The following is a 21,418-nucleotide window of genomic DNA, read 5'->3' as shown; positions in this document are numbered from 1 at the left end:
GGCCGGACGGTGTCTCCCCCTCGCGCACCGCCCGTTTCAACTCGGCTGTCCCATGCGGCTTCTTGTGGGACTTGCTCGCCGTTGGCGGCTGCGGGCCATGAGGACGGGCCCGGCTCAAAGACTGCGCCGGCCGGGGCCGCCTCCAGCCCTCCTACTCCTCGCCCCGTACCCGGAGCACCACCTTGTTCACCGCCCACAGGCCCACGCCGATCGCGAGCAGTACCGCCGCGCGGATGTACACGTCCGCCGGGCGGTCGGCCAGGGGGCTGGCCAGGATCAGGGCGGTGATCGCGCCCAGGATCGGAAGGAACGTCGGGGTGCGGAAATGGGCGTGGTCCACCGGGTCGCGCCGGAGGACCAGGACAGTGATGTTGACAACGGCGAAGACGCACAGGAGGAGGAATGCCGTCGTGTCGCCCAGGCCCTCGATCTCGCCCGTGGAGACCAGGCCGATCGCGAGCACGGTGACGAAGACGATGCCGACCACGGGGGTGCGGCGGCGGCGCAGGACGCGGCCCATGCCGCGCGGGAGGATGCGTTCGTTGGCCATGCCGTAGCACAGGCGCGAGGCCATCATGATGTTGATCAGCGCGGAGTTGGTGACTGCGAACAGCGCGATGAGCGCGAAGAGTTTGTGTGGGAAGTCGACACCGCCTGCCTTCACGACCTCCAGCAGCGGGCCGCTCGACCCCTCCAGCACCTTGTAGTCGACCAGGAGTGACGATACGAGCGCCACCAGCACATAGATCGTGCCGGTCACCGCCACCCCGATGAAGATCGCCCGCGGGAAGGTCCGTACGGGATCCTTCGTCTCCTCCGCCATGTTGACCGAGTCCTCGAATCCCACGAACGCGAAGAAGCCAAGCGCCGTGGCCCCCAACACCCCGGTGATCAGGGCGTATCCGGTGCCGCTTGCCTCGAACTCGCCCAGCCGGGACGGCTCCCCGTCACCCGTCAGCACGGCGTACGCGCCGATCGCGAGGATGATCAGCAGGCCCGTCAGCTCGACGAGGGTGAGGACCACGTTCGTCTTCACCGACTCCGAGACGCCCCGCAGGTTCAGGCCGGCGAGGAGCAGAATGAAGCAGATCGCGATGAGCGTCGGCGGGAGTGCGTCTCCCGTCAGCTCGGAGAGATAGTCGCCGCTGAAGGCACGGGCCGCCGCACTCGCGGACGACAGGCCCGAGGCCATCACCATGAAGGCGACGATGAAGGTGAGGAAGGGGACCTTGAAGGCCTTCTGTGTGTAGAGGGCCGCTCCGGCCGCCTTCGGGTACTTGCCGACGAGTTCGACGTACGACGCCGCCGTCAGGATCGCCACGACGAAGCCGATGACGAACGGCAGCCACAACGCCCCGCCGACCTTTCCCGCGACGGCGCCGGTCGTGGCGTAGATACCCGTCCCGAGAATGTCGCCGATCACGAAGAGGATCAGCAGTTTGGGGCCGATGGCGCGCTTGAGCCCCGGTTCCTCGGCGGGCGACTGCGCGCCCGTGGTGGTTTCGGTGGTGGACAAGAGAACCTCCCCCGGTCGGTGATCCGTCCGGGGGAGTTCTGCCCGGTCGTGTGTCCGGGATGCGTGCGGGTTCGATTCTCAGAGGTTCACCTGAGGTTCCGTCAGACCTCCAGATCCGCCTCGATCTTCTTCAACTGATGGCGTGCCATCGCCAGGTTGGCCCGCTTGGCGTCGAGGACCAAGTAGAGGAACAGGCCGTTGCCGCCGCGGCCGGTGAGCAGGCGGATCAGGTGGTACTGGTCGGACAGGGTGATCAGGATGTCCTCGATTTCGCCCTTCAGGCCGAGGTGTTCCATGGTGCGGAGCTTGGCGCGTACGACGTCGGTGTTGCCGGCGGCCGCGACATTGAGGTCGAAGCTCTTGCTGCCGCCCATCGTGCCCAGCGCCATGCCGCTGGTGTAGTCGACGAGCGCGGCTCCGGTCGCGCCCTCGATGGAGGCGAGGGCTTCCTTCAACGTGGTTTCGGTGTTGGCCATGGTGTGCTGTCCTCTCAACTCTCGTTGGTGGTAGGGGTGTTGCTGGTCGATCGGTTGGTGGTTCGGCTTGTGCTCCGCCCGTTGGACTGGGCGCTCTGTGTGGTCTGTGCAGTCCGCGCGGCCTGTGCAGTCCGTGTGGTCCTGTGCCGCGTGGGCTTTGCAGGGCGTGTCGGAAGCGCGGACTTGTCCGTGGTCGTGGAGGCGGCCTGCGACGGGTCCTTGGATCCGGAGGTGGATCCCGCGGTACGCGGAGGCGGTGCCGCGCGGGCCGTCGCTGCGTCGACCAGCTCGCCGATACGCGTCCCGGCGCGGCGCCCCTCCAGGTGCAGGCGCCCGACGTTGACGCGGTCCTGCGCCAGCAGCGTCAGTACGGCCGAGGAGCCGGCCGAGTACGTCGCCACGTAGCCGTTCGTGCCGCGTACGAGCAGCTCGCGGAGGCCGCCCTGGCCGGTGGCGTCCGTCAGCCGCACGGCGACGCCCAGTGCGGCGGCGGTCAGCGCGGCCAGGCCCTCCGGTTCCACGCCGGGCGTGTCCTGGGCGATGACCAGGCCGTCGACGCTGGCCGCGAGCGCGCCGGTCAGCTGGGGTACACGGGCCCGCAACCGGTGGAGTTCGTCGAGGACTTCGGCCTCCGCCGCCATGAGCAGTCTCCTCTCGGCACGCTGTCGAAGCGCGCGGATCACAGGGCCTCCAGGGCGTCTCTCAGGCGGCGCAACAGAGCGACGTCGGGGTCGGCCGAGGGTTGGGTGAGCAGGACCGACGCGGGGTCGAGGGCGGGCGGCGGCTGCTCGGGCGCCGCGTCCGTCCGGGGTGGCCGCGGCGGTCGGGCCGACCGGGGCGGACGGGGTGGCCGGAGGGGCGGGGAAGCCGCCACGATGCCCGCCGTGGCGAGCCTGCGCAGTTCGACCAGGGTGTGGAACGCGGGCCGGCCCAGGGCGAGCGCGATGTCGGCGGCCGTGCGAACCCCGTTGACCTTGCCCAGTACCGCTTCCTGGCGGGTCGGGACCGGCGGCTCGGCGGCACGGTCGGTCCGTACCAGCGGGGCGGTGTCCGTCGCCGGATCGGGCCAGATGCGGTGCAGCAGCTCGCGGCGGCGCAGGGTCTCGCGCTCCAGCGCGGCCACCGGCACGGGGCGCACCGGCCCGAGCCAGTGCGCGCCCCCGTACCGAAAGCGCGCCGGGGCGCTGGACGGCCCGAGAACGAAGTACGCCGCGTCGAACAGCGCTGCCACGAGGCACAGCTCCAGCACGCCCTCCGTGACCCGGCCGCTGTCGACCAGGAACCGCCCGACCCGCCGATCCTCCCCGGCCCGGGCGACCGCCTCCCGCCACACCCCGGAGTCCAGAACACGGCCGGTGGTGAGCAGCACGTCGAGCCCCGGGCTCTCGGGGCTCTCGGCGTATGTGACCTGGCCGTCGGCGAGATGGAGCGCACCGCGCTCGCGCAGCAGTACGCCCGTGGCGCGCTCTTCGCCGAGCCGGCGCAGCATGGGGGAGACACCAGGGCCGAACGAGCGGCGCCGCAAGGGCAGTCGGGGCGGAGGTGTGCTGACCACGGTCATCCCAGCACCAGCCGTCCGGCCATCTCGCCGAGCCGTATGCGTGCCAGCGCGAGGTTGCCGTCGGAGCGGGCCAGCCACAGGTGCAGGAAGACGCTGCTGTCGAAGCTCGTCGCCACGAACCGCAGGACGTGGTACGTGTCGACGTTGCTGATGATCAGGTCCTCGACAGGCGGGTCCTGCGCTGCCTCGTCCGGCCCCGCCTCCGGCGCGAATGCCCGGTGCTCCGCCGCGAGCCGCGCCAGCTCCGCCGCCTCCGCCGCGGTCGCCTCGTGGTCACCGCCCGGGGCATCCCCGACCGTGCCCAGCGCCAGGCCGCTGGTCCAGTCGACCACCGCGGCGCCCAGGGCACCGGGCAGCCTCATGGCCTCCAGCAGACACTCGTCGATTCCGGGCACCTGGGCTCCCTCCCGCCCTCGGGTACGGCTGAGTGACCACGAAGCTACGCACCGTGTGCGTGAGGAGTGAGGATTCTGGCATTTTCCAGCGGAACATGCGCCGGCTGACTAAGATGGGTCAACTGACCTTCTACCAGGGCACGTTGGTGGCCTGATGGTCGCCGGTGGCCTGACGTGGGTGGACGGCTCCGGGTGCCGGGTCCGGTCTGTGAGACTACGGCGTCAACCGGCGCGCATGTGCTGCCGCGTTGAAGCACGGCGCACTGCTGCGCGCCGGAGTGCGCCGTGTCATTCGCGCGGTGGGGGGTTGGGAGCTGCTGCCGGTGTGCTGCGTTCAAGTGTGCGGGTCGTTCTGTGTGTGGGTGCGTGCTGGGCCTTTTGCGAGGAGGAACGGGGATTCTTGTGTCGAACGGGTGGCCTTTGCCGGTGGTGCTCGTTGGGTGCGGTGTCGGGATCTTCGCGGCGGGACCGGGGGTGGGTGTCGGAGCGGGATGCGGTGGTGCTGGCCGGGGTGGGTGTGCTCCTCGGGTCGCTGGCCGCGGGTGATCTCACGGTGCGGTGCCGACAGGGGCCGGCGCATGATGCCGGTGCGTGGGCGGTGCGTAAGCGGGAGTTGACCGGGGCGTGTTCGGCGCGGTGGGCGGGGAGTATCACCAAGGCGACGCATGACCAGTGGGCGCTGGCGCGGCGCGGGCAGACCGCCCACATGGCCTGGCTGCGCAGACAGATCGCGCAGATTGAGGCCAGGCTGACGCGTCCGCTGGGGGCCAAGGCGGACAAGCGGGCCGGGCTGGTGCGCGGCTATGGCAGCCGGGCGGAGTGGCATGCCAAGTCCCGCCGCCTGCACGCTTTGAAGGCGCAGCTGGTGCGGGTGGAGGCGGACTGGGCGGCGGGCCGGGTGCATGTGGTGCGCGGCGGCAAGCAGCTCGCTCACCTGCGCCATCACCTCGACGAGGCGGGACTGAGTGAGGAGGCGTGGCGCAAGCGGTGGCGGGCGGCCCGGATGTTCCTGGCCGCGGACGGCGAATCCGGCAAACGCTTCGGCAACGAGACGATCCGCATCACCGACACCGGACAGGTCTCGGTCAAACTGCCCGCGCCGCTCGGCCACTTGGCCAACGCACCGCACGGCCGGTACGTGCTCGATGCCACCGTGCGGTTCCAGCACCGGGGTGCGGAGTGGCTGGACCGGATCACCGCCAACCGGGCGGTGGCCTACCGTATCGACCACGATGTGCAGCGCGGCCGCTGGTATGTCACCGCCTCCTGGCAGCGCGCCGCCGCCCCCGTCCTGCCCCTTGCAGCGGCCCTTGCCCAGGGCGTGGTCGCCGTCGACATGAACGACGCCCACCTCGCCGCCTGGCGCCTGGACGTGCACGGCAACCCGGTGGGCGAGCCGCAGCGCTTCTTCTACGACCTGTCGGGCAACACCGCGCATCGGGACGCCCAGATCCGCCACGCGCTCACCCGGCTGCTGCACCACACCCGCCACTGCGGGGCGGCGGCGATCGCGATCGAGGACCTCGACTTCACCGACGGCAAAAGCCGGGAACGGCACGGCCGCAACACACGCTTCCGGCGTCTGCTCGCCCGCTTCCCCACCGCGAAACTCAAGGCCCGCCTGACGTCGATGGCCGCCGAGCAAGGCATCGCGATCGTCGCGGTCGACCCCGCCTACACCTCCCGCTGGGGCGCCCAGCACTGGCAACAGCCCCTGACCACCCCCACCCGGAAGACGACTCGCCACGATGCGGCTGCCGTGGCGATCGGACGGCGCGCCCTTGGGCATCCGATCCGGCGACGGACGACACCGCCCCACCCGACCAGAGCGATCGTGTGGGGCATCGGATTGTCCAGGCCCGACCGGAGACCCGACGGCGTGAGGAAACCCGCCCCCACCCGCCCGGACCACGCACCCGATGCGTGCCGCCCGGCAGTGGAGCGAAAGCGGGCGACCAGCGTGCCCAACACCGTTCGGGACACGCGGCTGAGCATGAATCCTGGCAACAGGACTCACTCCCGCTCAGTCCATAGGAACGGTGCGGTGTCGCTACAGCGCCGACAAGAGTCCCGCATGACCTCCGCCCGACTCCGCCGCAATCTCCTCCAGCGTCTGCGGCGTCCGAACGGTCGCGAACCGCATCCCGCCTTCCTTGTCCGGCCCGAACCCATAAATCCCCGGCCGCGGAAGCGAGTTGTACGCGTAGTGGTGCGCGAAGTTGTACGCCCCCGTGTCCAGAGCCGCCACGTAGTCGCCCTGTTCGAGCAACGGCAGTGCGCGCCCCTCGGCGAGCAGGTCACCCGCGAAGCACGCGGGACCCGCCACGTCCTGTACGACCACGGCCCCGGCCTTGGGGTACCCCTTCGCGTCGTACGCCCCCACCCGCAGCGGCCACGTCGCCGGCGCATACACCGTGCGGGTCGCCACCTGCACGCCCGCGTGCGTCACCGCGATCGCGCGTCCTCCGGCGCTCTTCGCGTACTCGACCCGTGCCAGCACGACCCCGTGCTTGGCGAGCAGTGACCGCCCGAACTCCGTGACCAGTCCGTACCGCCCGTCGAACAGCTCCGGTACGGTCCGGACCAGCAGCCGTGCGTACTCCGCGTAGGTCGGGCTCTGGGTGTCCGAGGCGTAGTTCACCGGCAGTCCGCCGCCGATGTCGAGCGTGTCGATCTGCCGCCGTCCCGCGCGCTCGTTGATCTCCTCGGCGAGCTTGTACGTCTGTGCCGCCCCGTGGGCCAGCAACTCCAGCGGCATCCCCTGCGAACCGGAGTGCGCATGCAGCCGGGTCAGCCACGGCCGGTCCAGATACGCCTGTACGACCCACTCGCGCGCCCCCTCGTCCCGCAGCGCCACCCCGAACTTCGAGGTCGCCGTCGCCGTGGACAGCGCCTCGATCGAACCTCCGCCGACCTGCGGATTCACCCGCAGTCCGATGGGCGATCGGGTCGACGCCGACTGGACCAGGCCGTCGATACGGGCCAGCTCCTGCGGGTTGTCCGCGTTGACCGCGATGCCGAGTGCCAGCGCCTCCCGTAGCTCCGCCGGGGTCTTGGCCGGGGAGTCGAGGACCGTACGGGACGGGGGCACCCCGGCCGCACGGGCGAGGGCCAGTTCGCCGGCGCTCGCCACCTCCGCGCCGAGGCCCTCATCGTGCAGCAGCCGCAGCACCGGTACGAGCGGAGTCGCCTTCACCGCGAACGCGTGCAGCACCGGCGTACCCGGTGCGACCACCGCTTCGAAGGCCGCGTGCAGTGCCGCCGCCGAGCTGCGGATGCCGGTGATGTCGAGGAGTCCGATGATGGGGGTGGCGGGGCCCACGAGCCCCTGTTCCACGGCCGCGCGGACGGCGTCGTCGCGTCGCGCGACCCCGTTCGTCGCCGCATCCGCCGCGTCCTGCGCCTCGCCCGATGGGTGCGTGTCCCCTGTGTGTGCCGTCATGGATTCAGCCAAACACCTGTACGGCGCCGGCGCCGACGCAGGGGGTGTATTGACTAGTTCTATTCATGAAGTCAGGATGTGAATATCTCTGCAATGAGCGACTGCGGTGACCGATCGCGGTGACGGATTGCGCAGACCGATCGCGGTGACGGATTGCGCAGACCGATTGCCGAGACCGACTGCAACGCCGGAGCACCACCAGCCCGCCAGGAGGCAGCCCATGTCAGGACCCCGCCCGGTACGAGCGCCCCGCGGTACGGAACTGAGCGCCCTGGGATGGCAGCAGGAAGCCGCCCTGCGGATGCTGCAGAACAACCTCGACCCCGAGGTCGCCGAGCACCCCGACAAGCTCGTCGTCTACGGCGGCACGGGCAAGGCCGCCCGCGACTGGCGCTCCTTCGACGCCATGGTCCGTACGCTGCGCACCCTCAAGCAGGACGAGACGATGCTCGTCCAGTCCGGCCGCCCGGTCGGCGTCATGCAGACCCACGAGTGGGCGCCGCGCGTGCTGCTCGCCAACTCGAACCTGGTGGGCGACTGGGCGAACTGGGAGGAGTTCCGGCGCCTGGAGCAGCTCGGACTCACCATGTACGGCCAGATGACGGCCGGTTCGTGGATCTACATCGGTACGCAGGGCATCCTGCAGGGCACCTACGAGACGTTCGCGGCGGTCGCCGCGAAGCGGTTCGGGGGTTCGCTCGCCGGGACGATCACGCTCACCGCCGGGCTCGGTGGCATGGGCGGCGCCCAGCCGCTCGCCGTGACGATGAACGACGGCGTCGCCATCTGTATCGACTGTGACCCGCGGGCGATCGAGCGCCGTATCGAGCACCGGTTCCTGGACGTACGCGCCGACTCGCTCGAGCACGCCCTCCAACTGGCCGTGGAGGCGCGCGACGCCCGGCGCCCGCTGTCGATCGGGCTGCTCGGCAACGCCGCTGAGCTGCTGCCGCGCATGCTCGCCGAGGGCGCCCCCGTGGACATCGTGACCGACCAGACCTCGGCCCACGATCCGCTGTCCTACCTGCCGCTCGGCGTGGACTTCGACGACATGGCCTCGTACGCGGCCAAGGACCCGGCGGGCTTCACCACCCGTGCCCGCGAGTCCATGGCCCGGCACGTGGAAGCGATGGTCGGCTTCATGGACGCCGGTGCCGAGGTCTTCGACTACGGCAACTCCATTCGTGGTGAGGCCCAACTCGTCGGCTACGAGCGGGCATTCGCCTTTCCGGGCTTCGTGCCCGCCTACATCCGGCCGCTGTTCTGCGAGGGCAAGGGACCCTTCCGGTGGGCCGCGCTGTCCGGTGAGGCCTCGGACATCGCCAAGACGGACAAGGCGATCCTCGACCTCTTCCCCGAGAACGAATCCCTCCACCGCTGGATCAAGATGGCCGGTGAGCGGGTGCACTTCCAGGGGCTTCCGGCGCGAATCTGCTGGCTCGGGTACGGGGAGCGGGACCGGGCGGGGGAGCGGTTCAACGACATGGTCGCGAGCGGGGAGTTGCAGGCCCCGCTCGCCATCGGCCGCGACCACCTCGACTGCGGGTCGGTGGCCTCCCCGTACCGCGAGACCGAGGCGATGCTCGACGGCTCCGACGCGATTGCCGACTGGCCGCTGCTGAATGCCATGGTGAACGTGGCGTCGGGTGCGTCCTGGGTTTCCCTTCACCACGGGGGTGGTGTGGGGATGGGGCGGTCCATCCATGCCGGGCAGGTGTCCGTGGCCGACGGTACGAAGCTGGCCGGGGAGAAGATTCGCCGGGTTCTGACGAATGACCCCGGGATGGGGGTCATCCGGCATGTGGATGCCGGGTACGACATCGCGGAGTCGGTGGCCGACGAGCGCGGTGTGCGGGTGCCCATGCGGGAGGGCGAGTGAGCCTGCCGTCCGGTGGGGGGCAGGATTCTTCCCCCACCCCACCCCTTCCCGAAACTGGGGGCGCTGCCCCTGGGCCCCACTGGGGGCTCCGCCCTCAGACCGACCCCCACGACGGGCTGGCTGGTGCGGGACTGGGCCCGAAGGCCCAGCCACGTTCGGCGTCTCCCTCCTTTCATGAGATGTGGCGGCAGTTGGAGCCCATCGGGCGGCACCCCGACTCCGGCGGGTACCGCCGGTTCGCCTGGACCGGCGCCGATGCCGAGTGTCGGGCCTGGTTCGAGGAGCAGGCGCGGGCGCGGGGGCTGGCGTACGAGGTGGACCGGAACGGGAATCAGTGGGCCTGGCTCGGGGATCCCGCTGCCGGGGACGCTGTCGTCACCGGGTCGCACCTCGACTCGGTGCCCGATGGCGGCGCCTTCGACGGTCCCCTCGGCGTCGTGTCCTCCTTCGCCGCGCTGGATGAACTGCGGAGCAGGAACGCGCAGTTGAGCAAGCCCCTGGCCATCGTGAACTTCGGTGACGAGGAAGGGGCCCGCTTCGGACTGGCCTGTGTGGGGTCGCGGCTCGCGGCCGGAGAGCTCACCGTCGAGCAGGCGCATCGGCTCAGGGATGCCGACGGCGTCAGCCTGCCGGAGGCGATGGAGGCCGCTGGGTTCGATCCGGACGCCATCGGGGCGGATCCGGAGCGCCTGGCCCGTATCGGCGCGTTCGTCGAGCTGCATGTCGAGCAGGGGCGCGCCCTTGACCTGTCCGGCGACCGGGTCGGTATCGCCAGTGCCATCTGGCCGCACGGGCGGTGGCGGTTCGACTTCCGGGGTGAAGCCAACCACGCGGGGACCACTCGGCTCGCGGACCGCCGCGACCCCATGCTGTCGTACGCGGAGACCGTGCTCGCGGCCCGCCGGGAAGCCCAACTCGCCGGCGCCGTCGCCACCTTCGGCAAAATCTCCGTCGAGCCGAACGGCGTGAACGCCATCCCCTCCCTCGTCCGCGGCTGGCTCGACTCCCGCGCCGCAGACCAGGCGAGCCTCGACACCGTCGTCAGCGGCATCGAGCAGGCGGCCCGCGACTACGCGGGCGCCCACGGCGTCGAACTCGACGTCGTCCGCGAGTCGTTCACCCCCGTCGTCGAGTTCGACCACGCCCTGCGCAACGAAGTCGCCCGCATTCTGGGAACCGACACGGACCTCAAGGTCCCCGTCCTCGGCACGGGCGCCGGACACGACGCCGGAATCCTCTCCGGGACCATCCCCACCGCCATGCTGTTCGTGCGCAACCCCACCGGTGTCTCGCACTCCCCGGCCGAGTACGCGGCCGAGGACGACTGCGTGGCCGGGGTACTCGCACTGGCCGACGTATTGGAAGGGCTGGCCCGCAGGTGACCCACTCCCACCCGCAGACGTACTGGCTGGAGCACGCCTGGCTCGACTCGTTCGTCGAGCCGGGCGTGGCCGTCGACGTCGCCGACGGCCGGATCGCCGCCGTCCGTACGGGCATCGACAGCCCACCGCCCGGCTCCGAGATCCTGCGCGGACTGACTCTGCCGGGCCTGGCGAACGCCCACTCGCACTGCTTTCACCGAGCCCTGCGCGGCACCGTCCAGGTCGGCTCCGGGACCTTCTGGACCTGGCGCGAGGTCATGTACGCCACAGCCGACCGGCTGACCCCGGAGACCTACCACGCCCTCGCCCGCGCGGTGTACGCCGAGATGGCGCTCGCCGGCATCACCTGCGTCGGCGAGTTCCACTACGTTCACCACGCCCCCGGCGGCACCCGCTACGCCGACCCCAACGCGATGGGCGAGGCGCTCACCGACGCTGCCGCCGAAGCCGGTATCCGCATCACCCTCCTCGACACCGCCTACCTTTCTTCCGGCTTCGGACAGCCACCCAACACCCACCAGCTCCGTTTCTCCGACGGGAACGCCGACGCCTGGGCGGAACGCTGTTCAGTTCTCAAGGACCGGGATCACCTGCGGATCGGTGCGGCCATCCACTCCGTACGGGCCGTGCCCGCACGGGAGTTGTCCACGGTGGTGCGATGGGCCGAGGAGCGGCGGGCCCCGCTCCATGTGCACCTGTCCGAGCAGACGGCGGAGAACGACGCCTGCCGGGCCGTGCACGGCTGCACACCCACCCGGCTGCTCGCCGACCACGGTGTGCTCGGCCCGCGCACGACGGGCGTCCACAACACACACCTCACCGATGAGGACATCGCGCTGCTCGGCGACTCCACGACCGGCACGTGCATGTGCCCGACCACCGAACGCGACCTGGCCGACGGCATCGGACCCGCCGTCGCCCTGCAGAAGGCCGGCTCACCGCTCTCCCTCGGCTCCGACAGCCACGCCGTCATCGACCTGCTCGAAGAGGCGCGCGCGATGGAACTGAACGAGCGCCTGCGCACCCGTACGCGCGGTCACTGGACGGCGGCTGCCCTCCTTCGGGCGGCCTCGGCCGACGGCCACGCGGCCCTCGGCTGGGACGACACGGGCACCATCGAGACCGGCGCGCTCGCGGACCTCACGACGATCGCGCTCGACTCGGTCAGGACAGCGGGGCCGCTGCCACGGCTCGGCACCGAGACGGCCGTATTCGCCGCGACAGCGGCGGACGTACGGCACACGATCGTGGGCGGCCGTCACGTCGTACGAGACGGGGCGCACACGCTCGTACCGGATGTACCGCAAGCCCTCGCGCAGGCAGTCGAAGCCCTGCGCGCCTGACGACGACCGCCGAACCGCGCCCCCGCGAGGACGACATGAGCAGCCCGACGAGCAGCCCGACCACCACCGTCATCACGAACATCGCCACGCTGGTCACCAATGACCCCTCCCTCGGCGACGGTTCCCCCCTTGGTCTGATCCAGGACGCGGCCGTCGTCATCGACGGCGACCGCATCGCATGGACCGGTGAATCAAGCAAAGCACCCGCCACTGACAATCGGGTCGACGCGGGTGGCCGGGCGGTGATCCCGGGCTTTGTCGACTCCCACTCGCACCTGGTCTTCGCGGGCGACCGCACGCAGGAGTTCAACGCCCGCATGTCGGGACGGCCCTACAGCGCGGGCGGTATCCGTACGACGGTCGCCGCGACGCGTGCGGCGGGCGACGAGGAACTGGAGCGCAACCTCACGCGTTACCTCGCCGAGGCCCTCCGCCAGGGCACCACCACCATGGAGACCAAGTCCGGCTACGGCCTGACCGTCGAGGACGAGTCCCGCGCCCTGCGCATCGCCTCCCGGCACACCGACGAGGTCACGTACATGGGTGCACACATCGTGTCCCCCGACTACGCCGACGACCCGGCGGCGTACGTAGCCCTCGTCACCGGCGACATGCTCAACGCCTGTGCCCCCTACGCCCGTTGGATCGACGTCTTCTGCGAGAAGGGCGCCTTCGACGGTGACCAGGCCCGCGCGATTCTCACGGCGGGCAGGGCGGCGGGCCTGCACCCGCGCATCCACGCCAACCAGCTGTCATACGGCCCCGGTGTCCAGCTCGCAGTCGAACTGGACGCCGCCGGCGCCGACCACTGCACCCACCTCACCGACGCGGACGTCGACGCCCTGGCGAACAGCCGGACGGTTGCCACGCTCCTCCCCGGCGCCGAGTTCTCCACCCGCGCCGAGTGGCCGAACGCCCGCCGCCTCCTCGACGCCGGCGTCACGGTCGCCCTGTCCACCGACTGCAACCCGGGCTCGTCCTTCACCTCCTCCGTACCGTTCTGCATCGCGCTCGCGGTACGGGACATGGGGATGGCGCCGGACGAGGCGGTCTGGTCGGCCACGGCGGGTGGAGCGAGGGCGCTGCGGCGGGAGGACGTCGGCCGTCTCACGCCGGGGGCGTACGCCGATCTTGTTCTCCTGGACGCCCCGAGCCATGTGCATCTGGCGTACCGGCCGGGTGTGCCGCTGGTCACCGGGGTGTGGCGGCGTGGAAGGGGCCCGGCTCCAAGCCGCGTATGAGGTGAGCCAACGAGCCGGCTCCCGACCCTCCACGTAACCAAGCAACCCGGCCCTTCCCAGGCCGGGTTGCTCAGTCACCGTCATGGTTCAGGCCACCGTCGGCGGCAGCCCGCGTCACTCCTCGACCGTCAGGCCCCTCCGCAGGCGCACCAGCGTTCGCGACAGCAGTCGCGAAACGTGCATCTGCGAGATGCCCAGCTCGTCGCCTATCTCGGACTGGGTCATGTTGGCGACGAAGCGGAGGGAGAGGATCTTCCGGTCGCGGGAAGGAAGTTCGGCGATCAGGGGCTTCAGGGACTCGACGTACTCGATGCCTTCCAGGCCGTGGTCCTCGTAGCCGATGCGGTCGGCCAGGGCGCCCTCGGAGTCGTCCTCCTCGGGCTGGGCGTCGAGTGAAGATGCCGTGTAGGCGTTGGACGCGGCCATGCCCTCGACGACCTCGTCGTTGGACAGGCCCAGGCGTTCCGCCAGCTCTCCCACTGTCGGAGCGCGGTCCAGTTGCTGGGCCAGCTCGTCGCCGGCCTTGGCCAGGTCCAGGCGGAGTTCCTGGAGTCGGCGGGGTACGCGCACCGACCAGCTGGTGTCGCGGAAGAAGCGCTTGATCTCGCCGACGATGGTCGGCATCGCGAAGGTCGGGAACTCCACGCCACGGCTGAGTTCGAAGCGGTCGATCGCCTTGATGAGGCCGATCGTGCCGACCTGGATGATGTCCTCCATCGGCTCACTGCGGGAGCGGAACCGGGAGGCGGCGAACTTCACCAGAGCGAGGTTCAGTTCGACCAGGGTGTTGCGTACGTATGAATACTCGTGCGTGCCTTCCTCAAGGGACTCCAGCCGCTCGAAGAGGGTCTTGGACAGGGCCCGTGCGTCCACCGGCCCCACCTCGTCGTACGGCGGGATCTCCGGAAGGCCGGCGAGTCCGTCGAGGTCCTCCTCGACGAGATCCGCCTGTTCTGGAGAGGGTGTCGACGTCGCCTGAGGGGTCTGCGATGCGTCGAGCCGGGGTGACATGATGTCCTCCATCGTTCTCGGCATATGGCCGCCGATGCCAATACGTGCACTGCGGTGTGCGGCGCCTCCAAAGCCGGCCGTGTTGATTCGTGTCCCTACTAGCCCTACCCGCTTTTGTCGGCCCACCGCAAGTGCGCTAGCAGGGGAAATGTCCAGCTTTGGGCGGTTGTTCGGGGATGGCAAGTCGTAGAGAGGTCGTAGGGAAGGAACCGCACGGCAGGAGTCGTGGTCGTAGGAAAGGCGTAGTGTTCAGGAGCGTCAATCAACAGCCACGACGGTCGGAAGAGAGAGACGGCATGGACCGCGGGACGGTCGGCAGCGCACAATCGGGCCGGCTTCTGGTCGAGGTGCGGGAAGAGGGCCCCAGCGCCGTCGTGACCCCGGCGGGTGAGTTGGATCACCACACCGCCGATCTGCTGCGAGAGCCGCTCGAGGACTGCCTCGAGCGTGGGTTCGCGCGGCTCGTAGTGGACTGTTCGCGGCTCGAGTTCTGCGACTCCACCGGGCTGAACGTGCTGCTCGGCGCCCGGCTGAAAGCTGAGGAAGCGGGCGGTGGGGTGCATCTGGCCGGGATGCTTCCGGTGGTGGCCCGGGTGTTCGAGATCACCGGTGCGGCGGCCGTCTTCACTGTGCATGACACGCTCGACGCGGCCCTGCGTGAGTGATCGCACAGTGATGCATGACACAGTCGACGCGCGCTGTGTGAGTAAGCGCACTCGGCAGGACATGCTGGATCGGCGCCCGGGTGAGTAACCGCCCGGCTGCGGTGTGCGAAGTTATGACTCAGTTGTCTCTGTGTGATCGGCGCGTTACCAGTGTCACAGTGCTCAGGCCGAATCAGTGGGTGTTCTGACGGATCGGCCGGGCAGGAGACATTCTGAATATGTCAACAAGGCCAACGGTAAGCCGCGGCAGTCCCGGATTCTGAGGGTCCTGAGCTTTCTGAAATGTCTTGAATCGTGAACTGGTGAATCGGTGAGGTGAAGCGCTGATGAGCACCACCCGGCCTTACCCGCCGGGCGACCGCGGCCCGGAAGCGGGCGTCTGCGGCGCTTCGGGGGAGGCCAGAGACGACGGGTCCGCGCGCCCGGCCGCCCGTCAGGCCCGTCGGCTCAACCTCGACGGCGCGAGCGGGGTCGTCCCCCTCGCCCGCGACTTCGCGCGCCAGGCGCTGTACGCGTGGGGCTGGCTGCCCGCCGCGACCGCCGACCGGCGGGCCGCCGCCGAGGATGTACTGCTGGTCGTCTCCGAGCTCGTCACCAACGCCTGCCTGCACGCCGAGGGCCCGGACGAGCTGTGGATCGCCTGCGACAGCAAGGTGCTGCGCGTCGAGGTCTCCGACCGGGGCACCGGCCAGCCCGCCCCGCGCACCCCGCACCGCGCCGGGCGCCCCGGCGGCCACGGGATGTTCATCGTGCAGCGGCTGTGCCTGGATTGGGGGGTCCTCCGGGCTCCAGGGGTGGCGGGCAAGACGGTATGGGCGGAGCTCGGGGCGCCCGCTTAGCACGCGGGTAACTCCCACCGAGGGTTACCGCAGGTTCGAACCCTTCTTCGTACGCGGCGGATCGATCGAGATCCGGCGCGTCCTTTGTCTTCCCTCCACAAGGCCCCGGGCGTACCTTGACGGCCGATCTGATGTGCCGTCAGGAATGAGGGGACCGTGTCATACCGGACGTACCAGAAACGAACCGCCGCGCTCGCGTTCGCCGCGGCCCTGGCCGGCTCGGCGGTGCTGATGGCCGCCCCCGCAGCATGGGCCGAGGTCGTCGACGTCGAGTACAACTGCAAGACGCCGATCGGTGACAAGTCCGCCGTCTCGCCCATCGACATCAAGAGTGCCGAGAGCGGCGGCGGCTACAAGATCACCATGTCCTGGCAGAAGGGGGTCTCGTCCAGCCCGGTGGAACTGGGCAAGGGCGCGATGAGCCCGAGCGCCACCATCAAGCTGGGCGGCGCCGAGAGCGGGACGCTCACGGTGAAGGGCCCGGCCAACGCCGAGGCCATCCCCGCCAACACCCCGATCAAAATCAGCGACTTGAGCGGTACGTACACGCCGTCCAAGAGTGGCAAGGTCACCTTCACGCCGGGCGTGCTCACCATCAAGGCGCTCGGTACGACGACCACCTGCGAGCCCGGCAACAATCCGGGACCCGCGCTGAGCCTCGACGTCACGGCGGCGGGTGGCGGCGGCGGTTCGTCGGAGACCTCCCCCGAGGGCGGCACCGAGAGCGGCGCGGACTCCGGCGCCGAGCTCCCGCAGACCGGCCCCGAGGACTCCGCGATCGCCCTCGGCACGCTCGGCGGCACGGTGCTCCTCGCCGGAGCGGCCGGGGTGCTGTGGCTGACCCGAAGGAACCAGGCGCCGCGCTGACCTTTCGTTTTTTCGCGTACGCGCAGGACTGGCCTCCCCCAGCCTTCGGCCGGGGGGACCCCCATCTCGCTGCGCTGGCCGTACGCCGCACCTTCTGGTCTGGAGCCGCCTGTGACATCCGTGCAGTCCGCCGCCCGTGGCCTCTGTGTCCTCGCTCTCGCCGCAGCACTTCTGCTCGGCCTGCCCGGCATCGCACCCACCGCCGTGGCCGACGAGGGCTGGTCCGTCGTGCCGTCGGCGGGCGGCCGGGACGGGCGGCCGTACTTCTACGCGGAGGGCGCGCCCGGTGCGGTCCTGCAGGACACGGTGTCGGTGATCAACCCGGGCGAGGAGCCGCTCACCGTACGGCTGCGGGGCGCGGACGCCGACAACAGCATGGAGGGTGGCGGCTTCTCACTGCGGGCGAAGCCGACGGACACCGGCTCGTGGATCACCTTCGCCGAGAAGACCGTGAAGGTGCCCGCGCGGACGCGCGCCGACGTTCCGTTCACCATCGGCGTCCCCGAGGGCGCCATCCCCGGCGATCACCCCGGCGCGATCGTCGCGAGCGGCGGCGGCCGGTCCGCGGCCGTACGCGTCCAGCTGCGGGTCGGCGGCCCGACCCTGTCCGCGCTCACGGTCGAGGACGTGGCCGTTGGGGACGGCCGTATCTCGTACGACCTGGTCAACCGCGGCAACACCGTGCTGACCCCGAAGCTCGCCGTACGCGCCGACGGACTGTTCGGCGAGGTGTTCGACCGCGCCCCGCGCACCCTCCCCGTCGAACTGCTCCCCGGCCGCCGCGTCACCCTCCGCGAGCCCTGGCACGACCGGCCCGCGTTCGACTCGGTCGACGTGAGACTCACGGTCACGGCGGCGGACGGGGCGCACGACGAGGCGGGCACGGCGGCGCGGTTCGTGCCGTGGGGAGCGGTCGCGGGCCTGGCGGGCGGGCTCGTGCTGTGTGCGGGCGGTGCCGTTTGGTTCGTACGACGTCGAAGGCGCACCGCGGAGTCCGGCGAGCCCGGTGGGCCTGGTGGACCCGGTGGATCCGGTGGTCCTGAACAGCCGCGTACGGAAGTCGAGTTGACGGGAGCGGTGACGTGAGCGGGAAGGTGCGGATTCCGGCGTTGGTGGTGGCGGTGCTCGCGCTGCTCCTGCTCCCCCTGGGCGGGGCGGCTACGGGCGCGGACGGGAAACCGGAGGTCAAGCTGTCCAAATCCCAAGCGGGAACGGGCGGTTCGATCACGGTGACCGGCTCCGGATGGCGGCCGGACGCCCTCCTCATGATGCTGATCTGCGGTCAGTCCTCCCCCGACCGGGGCGTGATCGGCGGTACCAACTCCTGCGCCAACTCGGACGGCCGGGCCGTCACCACGGACGAGAAGGGCGCGTTCAGCAAGAAACTGCCGGTCGTCGAGCCGCCGCAGCCGTGCCCGTGCGTGGTGCATGTGGCGACCGTGACCGGTCAGAAGGCGGACGCGGACGCGGCGTTCCTGGTGGCAGGCCACGAGGTCGAGCCCCTGCCGAAGGAGGACACCAGTGGGCGGCTTTCGGTGCTCACCGACACCCGGCTCGACGGATCGAGCGGTCCGCTGACCTGGTTCGGCGCGCCGCCGTCCCGCGACTTCGTCTTCACCGTCGGCAACGTCGGCTCCTTGCCCGTCAAGGATCCGGTCTTCCAAGTCGGCACCTCGCACGGCGTGTTCGCCCCGCAATGGGAGGAACAGCAGTGGCGCGGCACCATCGAGCCCGGCAAGAAGGCACAGATCGAACTGCCCGTCGAGCTGTCGGCCGGCGCGCACGGCGACTACACGGTCTCGGTGAAGTACGGCGGCAAGGTGCTCGCCGAACAGCCCTGGGGCGTGGGCCGCCCCTGGGGCGTGACGCTCTTCTGGATCCTGCTCTTCATCGTCGTACCGGCCGCCGTGTTCCGGATCGGGATGGCCGTGGTGGACCGCGTACGTCCGCAGGGCAGGTCCAGGCCGGCCGGGCGCTGGGGCTCCCGCCCGAGGAGCGGTGGCGGTGGCGGGCACGCCGGTCCGCGCCGGAGCCTGCGGCTGCCCGAAGTAACCGTACGCATGCCGAAGTTGAGCCTTTCGTCCACGGCGTCGTCCCCCCACGCAGACGCCGACAGCGACACCCGTACGAACCCGACCTTGCCGTGGTTCACCCCGGACGCCGATCCGGGGGCCGAGGCCGGTCAGCTCTCCGCACCGCAAGAGAACAGCCCGACGACCCCCACCAGAAAGGGAAACCCGTGAGCACGCTACGGAGAGTCCGGCCCGGAGACGGCGGCCTTGGGGTGCGGAAGCGTCCTAGAGCGAGCGCGGCCGGAGTCGCGCTGATGCTCGGTGGCGCGGGCATCCTGCTCGGTGTGGCCGCAGTGCCCGCCCAGGCGGCCGAGGTGTCGTACAAGACCGAGTGCGTACCGCCTGCGATCTCCGGGATGGATCCGGTGCAGGGAACGACCCAGGTGGAGATCACCGCGCCCGCCGAGGCGAAGGTCGGGGACGAGGTGCAGATCACCTGGAAGTTCGTGAAGGCCGCCTCCAAGAACCCCGACATCATCGACCTGGAGAAGGACACCGTCCAGCCGACCGGCACCCTCAAGGCGGGCGGCGCGCAGACCGGCGACATCGCCATGGAGGGGCCCCGGCAGAACCCCCCCATCCCGAAGAACAGCGACATGAAGCTCTCCGACATGAAGGGCACGCTGAAGCTGACGGCAGCCGGGGAGGTCACGCTGACCCCGGACGCGTACAACGTCAACGTCAACAAGCCCGTGTCCGCGGACACCAAGTGCACGCCGACGGAGGCGGTGAAGTCGGCCGCGACGATCAAGGTGAGCGGGGGAGACTCCGGGGGCACGACGGGTGGGCTGCCGACGGGGGTGCCCCCGGTGCCCACGGAGGTTCCGACGGAGCTGCCGACCGGCAGTACGCCTCCGTCGTCTCCCTCGGATCCCTCTGAGAGCGCGACCGGGGGTGACAGCGGCGACTCCGGTGGTTCGGACTCCGGTGGGTCCGGTGGCGGGCAGACCGAGTTCACGGGCAAGGAGGTCGAGATTCCGTACGAGTGCAAGACGCCGATCGGGGACAAGAGCGCGACCTCTCCCGTGCAGATCGACGCCAAGAAGGACGGCGGGAACTTCGGGCTGACGGTGCAGTTCAAGAAGTCGGTCATGGACAGTCCCGCGGACATCCCGGCGGACTCCGTGAAGCCGTCGATGGAGGTTGCGCTGGGCGGCGCGGACAAGGGCACTGTGCGTGTGGAGGGCCCGACGAACCCGGAGCCGATCAAGTCGGGCGATCCGATCGAGATTCCCAACCTGACGGGCACCTACAAGCCGGGGGCGGACGGTGAGTCGACGCTTTCGCCGGGTGTGCTGACGGTGGAGGCGCTGGGTACGACGACTACGTGTACGCCGGCCAAGAGTGAGGTTTCGCTGACGCTGGATACCTCGTCTCAGCCGGGCGGAGCCGCGGGTGGCTCCGCCGGTGGAGCGGGTACGTCGGGTGCGGGGCCCGCGTCCTCGGGCGGTGGCCTCGCGGACACGGGGTCCGACGACAGCGGGCTGCTGCGGGCACTGGGGCTGCTGGCGGGCACGACGATTCTGTTGGGCGGCGCGGTGTTCACGTTTATGCCGCGACGTCGCCTGCGGTAGCGCTCCGCTGGGGGCGCGGTTCGTATCTGCGGGTGGGTTGTGGTTGCTCGCTCCCCCACTCTCGGCTTCGCTCGAGCGGGGGGACCCCCATGAGCGGGGCCCCCATCGCGGCGGAGCCGCACATTGATACGGCCCGCGCCCCTGGGGTGCGTGGGTGGGCCGGGGCCGTGGGCCGGTGCGTCAGCCCGTCGCAGGGTGGGCGTGCGGCCCTTCGGCTGCCACAGGGCGCGGGTGGCCTGAGACAGAACCTCCGCGACGGGCATACGACGCACCCGGCCCACTCCCCTCCCGCAGGTGGGAGAGTGCGGGTGGGTGGGAGTGCGGGCTTTTACCGAGATCTCGATCTTCCCTCACGGTGGTTGTCCACTGCGGACTACCATCACCCCATGACCCGAGTACTGCTCGCCGAGGACGACGCGTCCATTTCGGAGCCGCTGGCCCGTGCTCTGCGCCGGGAGGGTTACGAGGTCGAGGTACGTGAGGACGGACCCACCGCGCTCGACGCCGGCATCCAGGGTGGCGTCGATCTGGTCGTGCTCGACCTCGGGCTGCCCGGTATGGACGGACTGGAGGTGGCCCGTCGGCTGCGTGCCGAAGGCCACACCATCCCGATCCTCATTCTGACCGCGCGCGCCGACGAGGTGGACACAGTTGTGGGCCTCGACGCGGGCGCCGACGACTACGTCACCAAGCCGTTCCGTCTTGCCGAGCTGCTCGCCCGGGTCCGGGCGCTGCTTCGGCGCGGGGCCACGGAGCCGCAGCAGGCGCCCGCCACGCACGGGGTCCGCATCGATGTCGAGTCGCACCGGGCGTGGATGGGGGACGAGGAACTCCAGCTGACGGCCAAGGAGTTCGATCTTCTTCGGGTGCTGGTTCGGGATGCGGGGCGGGTCGTCACGCGTGACCAGTTGATGCGTGAGGTGTGGGACACGACGTGGTGGTCGTCTACCAAGACCCTCGATATGCATATCTCGTGGTTGCGCAAGAAGCTCGGCGATGACGCGGCCAATCCGCGATACATCGCAACGGTACGCGGGGTGGGGTTCCGCTTCGAGAAGAGCTGAACCCCCTCCGGGAATGCGGAGCCGCGGATTGACGCAGCCCCGCGCCCCTTCGGGGCACGGCACACTGGACCTCGTAAACCAGCTGCTCGGA

The 21,418-nt window shown here is 70.3% G+C and carries 18 protein-coding genes and 1 pseudogene; 12 read left to right on the top strand and 7 right to left on the bottom strand.

Features of this window, described 5'->3' with window-relative positions; all coding sequences use genetic code 11:
• Positions 1 to 151: 151 nt before the first annotated feature.
• The 5 genes from ACFYO0_RS23315 to ACFYO0_RS23295 all read right to left on the bottom strand — a co-directional run bounded on the left by ACFYO0_RS23315 (position 152) and on the right by ACFYO0_RS23295 (position 3,948).
• Complete coding sequence (locus tag ACFYO0_RS23315; RefSeq protein ID WP_388679071.1) at positions 152 to 1,516, bottom strand: APC family permease; 1,365 nt, start codon at positions 1,514 to 1,516, stop codon at positions 152 to 154.
• 101 nt (positions 1,517 to 1,617) lie between these two features.
• Positions 1,618 to 1,992, bottom strand: coding sequence for a hypothetical protein (locus ACFYO0_RS23310; protein WP_386351518.1), 375 nt, complete (start codon positions 1,990 to 1,992; stop codon positions 1,618 to 1,620).
• A gap of 14 nt (positions 1,993 to 2,006) precedes the next feature.
• Entirely contained in the window at positions 2,007 to 2,633 is a 627-nt protein-coding gene (locus tag ACFYO0_RS23305) for a roadblock/LC7 domain-containing protein (RefSeq protein WP_388679068.1), read from the bottom strand.
• A gap of 38 nt (positions 2,634 to 2,671) precedes the next feature.
• Positions 2,672 to 3,553 carry a hypothetical protein gene (locus ACFYO0_RS23300; RefSeq protein WP_388679065.1) on the bottom strand — a complete coding sequence of 294 codons (882 nt, stop codon included), beginning with the start codon at positions 3,551 to 3,553 and terminating at the stop codon, positions 2,672 to 2,674.
• Entirely contained in the window at positions 3,550 to 3,948 is a 399-nt protein-coding gene (locus ACFYO0_RS23295; protein WP_388679062.1) for a hypothetical protein, read from the bottom strand. Before ACFYO0_RS23295 ends, ACFYO0_RS23300 begins: the two co-directional genes overlap by 4 nt.
• 478 nt (positions 3,949 to 4,426) lie before the next feature.
• Between ACFYO0_RS23295 and ACFYO0_RS23290 the strand changes: the two are divergent.
• Positions 4,427 to 5,982: pseudogene (locus ACFYO0_RS23290) on the top strand (IS200/IS605 family accessory protein TnpB-related protein).
• Between the two features lie 16 nt (positions 5,983 to 5,998).
• Here ACFYO0_RS23290 and ACFYO0_RS23285 read toward each other — a convergent pair.
• Positions 5,999 to 7,390, bottom strand: coding sequence for a diaminopimelate decarboxylase (locus tag ACFYO0_RS23285; protein WP_388679059.1), 1,392 nt, complete (start codon positions 7,388 to 7,390; stop codon positions 5,999 to 6,001).
• Between the two features lie 220 nt (positions 7,391 to 7,610).
• Here ACFYO0_RS23285 and hutU point away from each other — a divergent pair, with 220 nt between their 5' ends.
• The 4 genes from hutU (at position 7,611) to hutI (ending at position 13,235) form a co-directional block, all read left to right on the top strand.
• Entirely contained in the window at positions 7,611 to 9,269 is a 1,659-nt protein-coding gene (gene hutU / locus ACFYO0_RS23280) for a urocanate hydratase (protein WP_388679057.1), read from the top strand.
• Between the two features lie 179 nt (positions 9,270 to 9,448).
• Entirely contained in the window at positions 9,449 to 10,651 is a 1,203-nt protein-coding gene (locus tag ACFYO0_RS23275) for an allantoate amidohydrolase (RefSeq protein ID WP_388679054.1), read from the top strand.
• Positions 10,648 to 11,994, top strand: a complete 1,347-nt coding sequence (locus ACFYO0_RS23270; protein WP_388679052.1) for a formimidoylglutamate deiminase — start codon at positions 10,648 to 10,650, stop codon at positions 11,992 to 11,994. Before ACFYO0_RS23275 ends, ACFYO0_RS23270 begins: the two co-directional genes overlap by 4 nt.
• A 35-nt stretch (positions 11,995 to 12,029) precedes the next feature.
• Entirely contained in the window at positions 12,030 to 13,235 is a 1,206-nt protein-coding gene (hutI, locus tag ACFYO0_RS23265; protein WP_388679049.1) for an imidazolonepropionase, read from the top strand.
• Between the two features lie 114 nt (positions 13,236 to 13,349).
• On the opposite strand, the gene ACFYO0_RS23260 is transcribed toward hutI, so the two are convergent.
• Positions 13,350 to 14,246, bottom strand: coding sequence for an RNA polymerase sigma factor SigF (locus ACFYO0_RS23260; RefSeq protein WP_388679047.1), 897 nt, complete (start codon positions 14,244 to 14,246; stop codon positions 13,350 to 13,352).
• A 296-nt stretch (positions 14,247 to 14,542) separates the two neighbouring features.
• On the opposite strand from ACFYO0_RS23260, the gene ACFYO0_RS23255 reads away from it, so the two are divergent.
• From ACFYO0_RS23255 to ACFYO0_RS23225, 7 genes are all read left to right on the top strand, one after another.
• A complete protein-coding gene (locus tag ACFYO0_RS23255; protein WP_388679044.1) occupies positions 14,543 to 14,911 on the top strand; it encodes an STAS domain-containing protein in 369 nt (122 codons plus the stop codon).
• A gap of 326 nt (positions 14,912 to 15,237) precedes the next feature.
• On the top strand, positions 15,238 to 15,750 hold the full coding sequence (locus ACFYO0_RS23250; protein WP_388679041.1) for an ATP-binding protein: 513 nt from the start codon (positions 15,238 to 15,240) through the stop codon (positions 15,748 to 15,750).
• Positions 15,751 to 15,906: 156 nt separating this feature from the next.
• Positions 15,907 to 16,617, top strand: a complete 711-nt coding sequence (locus ACFYO0_RS23245; RefSeq protein WP_388679039.1) for an LPXTG cell wall anchor domain-containing protein — start codon at positions 15,907 to 15,909, stop codon at positions 16,615 to 16,617.
• A gap of 120 nt (positions 16,618 to 16,737) precedes the next feature.
• Positions 16,738 to 17,703: a hypothetical protein gene (locus ACFYO0_RS23240; RefSeq protein WP_388679480.1), complete on the top strand. Its 966-nt coding sequence runs from the start codon at positions 16,738 to 16,740 to the stop codon at positions 17,701 to 17,703.
• Positions 17,700 to 18,860, top strand: a complete 1,161-nt coding sequence (locus ACFYO0_RS23235) for a hypothetical protein (protein WP_388679036.1) — start codon at positions 17,700 to 17,702, stop codon at positions 18,858 to 18,860. Before ACFYO0_RS23240 ends, ACFYO0_RS23235 begins: the two co-directional genes overlap by 4 nt.
• A gap of 83 nt (positions 18,861 to 18,943) precedes the next feature.
• The gene (locus ACFYO0_RS23230; protein WP_388679478.1) at positions 18,944 to 20,263 is read left to right on the top strand and encodes a hypothetical protein; all 1,320 of its coding nucleotides are present in this window, start codon (positions 18,944 to 18,946) and stop codon (positions 20,261 to 20,263) included.
• 386 nt (positions 20,264 to 20,649) lie between these two features.
• Complete coding sequence (locus tag ACFYO0_RS23225; RefSeq protein ID WP_386351476.1) at positions 20,650 to 21,327, top strand: response regulator transcription factor; 678 nt, start codon at positions 20,650 to 20,652, stop codon at positions 21,325 to 21,327.
• The last annotated feature ends 91 nt before the right edge of the window (positions 21,328 to 21,418 follow it).

This window comes from Streptomyces sp. NPDC006365 (genome assembly GCF_042870755.1).
GTDB lineage: Bacteria > Actinomycetota > Actinomycetes > Streptomycetales > Streptomycetaceae > Streptomyces > Streptomyces xiangluensis.
The sequence above is the reverse complement of the archived record's forward strand: the minus strand, read 5'-3'. Positions and strand labels throughout refer to the sequence as shown.

Excerpts from the sequence above, each read along its gene's own strand:
- ACFYO0_RS23305 (WP_388679068.1), bottom strand. The coding sequence starts at position 2,633 with ATGGCGGCGGAGGCCGAAGTCCTCGACGAACTCCACCGGTTGCGGGCC.
- ACFYO0_RS23225 (WP_386351476.1), top strand. The coding sequence starts at position 20,650 with ATGACCCGAGTACTGCTCGCCGAGGACGACGCGTCCATTTCGGAGCCG.
- ACFYO0_RS23310 (WP_386351518.1), bottom strand. The coding sequence starts at position 1,992 with ATGGCCAACACCGAAACCACGTTGAAGGAAGCCCTCGCCTCCATCGAG.
- ACFYO0_RS23255 (WP_388679044.1), top strand. The coding sequence starts at position 14,543 with ATGGACCGCGGGACGGTCGGCAGCGCACAATCGGGCCGGCTTCTGGTC.
- ACFYO0_RS23275 (WP_388679054.1), top strand. The coding sequence starts at position 9,449 with ATGTGGCGGCAGTTGGAGCCCATCGGGCGGCACCCCGACTCCGGCGGG.
- ACFYO0_RS23230 (WP_388679478.1), top strand. The coding sequence starts at position 18,944 with ATGCTCGGTGGCGCGGGCATCCTGCTCGGTGTGGCCGCAGTGCCCGCC.
- hutI (WP_388679049.1), top strand. The coding sequence starts at position 12,030 with ATGAGCAGCCCGACGAGCAGCCCGACCACCACCGTCATCACGAACATC.
- ACFYO0_RS23300 (WP_388679065.1), bottom strand. The coding sequence starts at position 3,553 with ATGACCGTGGTCAGCACACCTCCGCCCCGACTGCCCTTGCGGCGCCGC.
- ACFYO0_RS23250 (WP_388679041.1), top strand. The coding sequence starts at position 15,238 with ATGAGCACCACCCGGCCTTACCCGCCGGGCGACCGCGGCCCGGAAGCG.
- hutU (WP_388679057.1), top strand. The coding sequence starts at position 7,611 with ATGTCAGGACCCCGCCCGGTACGAGCGCCCCGCGGTACGGAACTGAGC.
- ACFYO0_RS23285 (WP_388679059.1), bottom strand. The coding sequence starts at position 7,390 with ATGACGGCACACACAGGGGACACGCACCCATCGGGCGAGGCGCAGGAC.
- ACFYO0_RS23260 (WP_388679047.1), bottom strand. The coding sequence starts at position 14,246 with ATGTCACCCCGGCTCGACGCATCGCAGACCCCTCAGGCGACGTCGACA.